This window comes from Clostridium sp. AF15-41, assembly GCF_003604095.1.
Taxonomy (GTDB): Bacteria; Bacillota; Clostridia; order Lachnospirales; family Lachnospiraceae; genus Coprococcus.
Genome location: NZ_QTMQ01000027.1, coordinates 1 through 1783, shown reverse-complemented (window position 1 = coordinate 1783; position 1783 = coordinate 1). Strand labels below are relative to the sequence as shown.

The 1783-nt window shown below is 31.3% G+C and carries 3 protein-coding genes and 1 pseudogene; all 4 read right to left on the bottom strand.

The window, feature by feature from the left end:
- A pseudogene (locus DWW43_RS11995) lies at window positions 1-301 on the bottom strand (hypothetical protein); the annotation flags it as partial.
- Window positions 302-409: 108 nt separating this feature from the next.
- Entirely contained in the window at window positions 410-736 is a 327-nt protein-coding gene (locus tag DWW43_RS11990) for a hypothetical protein (protein ID WP_008402578.1), read from the bottom strand.
- Between the two features lie 112 nt (window positions 737-848).
- Window positions 849-1007 carry a hypothetical protein gene (locus DWW43_RS12140; RefSeq protein WP_008402577.1) on the bottom strand — a complete coding sequence of 53 codons (159 nt, stop codon included), beginning with the start codon at window positions 1005-1007 and terminating at the stop codon, window positions 849-851.
- A gap of 62 nt (window positions 1008-1069) precedes the next feature.
- Entirely contained in the window at window positions 1070-1582 is a 513-nt protein-coding gene (locus DWW43_RS11985; RefSeq protein ID WP_119963780.1) for a hypothetical protein, read from the bottom strand.
- Window positions 1583-1783 lie beyond the last annotated feature (201 nt).

Genomic DNA, 1783 nt, shown 5'->3' with positions numbered 1-1783 from the left:
TCTGTCTTTCCTCCAGTACAATATCAAAAAAAACATTAAACGCACAGTATACCTCTTCAACATCTCCCTCACACATTTCTTTAATTGCTTCAATAATCATATCCGGAATACAATCATACCCACCCTCGTTATACAGTGCATAAATTCCTCTTGATATAAGATTATTCCAATCCGTAACATCCGCATCTGGTGGAAAGCCATAATAATAAAATTTGCAACGATACTCACCCTTTCCCTCTAACAATTTGACCATATCAGCACATTCTACGGCTTTTCTTGCAATTCCTACATAATCAATCATGCTCGCACTCCCTTTTATCAGTTATCAATACTACTTATCAATTACAATATCGCCCCTCTACTACATCAGAGTCAAGCATCTTTGCTATTTTTTAATATCTTATATCTATTAACGCATATAGTTTTTATGGATAACTATTTTCTTAAATATATCAATTTCAAAAATTATTCCCAATTCACAATATGCAACTAAGACATTTTCCGATTTTTTTATAATATTATCATATCCCCGTAATACCTTTGCACAAACTATATCATTAATTTTCCATACTTCATTTCCATAATAATCATACGCAATAATATTATTAGGAATTTCTTTATTTTCTCTTATCAACACTACAAAAATATCAGAGAAATAAATAATTTTTTTAATAGTTGTATCAAAAATTATACTCTTATTATTTATTTGAATTTTTTTATTATATACTTTTATCATATCATCTTGCTCCCATTTATTTCAGCTCAATTATATTACTAAACCACTTGTCCTCCAAAAGCACATCTTTGATAGCATACTGTATATATCCCCCAAGAGTTCCCCAAATTTCTTATGGGCCTACAATACTTACTTCTAAAATAATATCCTTAGGTATATCAATATATACTACTTTATCTGGGATTTGTGGTAATGAATATTTTTCTGCTATTTCCATTGCATTTAAACCAATAATGTCAGCAACTCTCAAAATAAATGGACTTTTTTGCATATTTATAGTTTCTAGTTCATCACTTATATTAACACAATCATCAATTGATTAATAATCCACCTTCATTCCGCTTCTTCCATGTCATATTCTAAACATTTCCCATATTTTTCTTTTAGTATTTTCACCCATCGCTTTATAGCTCCCCACATACCATCAGAATGTCTCCAGCCTTCCCAGTCAAAACATTTACTTAATTTTTCTTTATTATTAAAAACCGCCTGCATAACTACAGGTTTTATCTGCTCTGATATATGAAATGGTGCCGGTTTGAAATCCCGTCTTTCATACATTACAGCGCAAAAGAAAACTCGAAACGCACAGTATACACCTTCAACATCTCCCTCACACATTTCTTTAATTGCTTCAATAATCATATCCGGAATACAGTCATACCCACCCTCGTTATACAGTGCATAAATCCCTCTTGATATAAGATTATCCCAATCCGTAACATCCGCATCCGGTGGAAAGCCATAATAATAAAATTCGCAACGATACTCACCCTTTCCCTCTAACAGTTTGACCATATCATCACATTCTACGGCTTTTCTTGCAATTCCTACATAATCAATCATGCTCTTAATCTCCTTTATTTCCTTTTAAATTTTATCGGCTCGCTAGAATATACTTTTTATGAGCTACATCCAGCCATGAGCTTCTAATAAAAATTTATCTGGTATACGCAATTTTAATTCATTATCAACTTTTCTAAAAAATTCATATATATTTTTATCCGAATAACAATTTTTTCCTTTTGACAATAAAATATGCGTCGA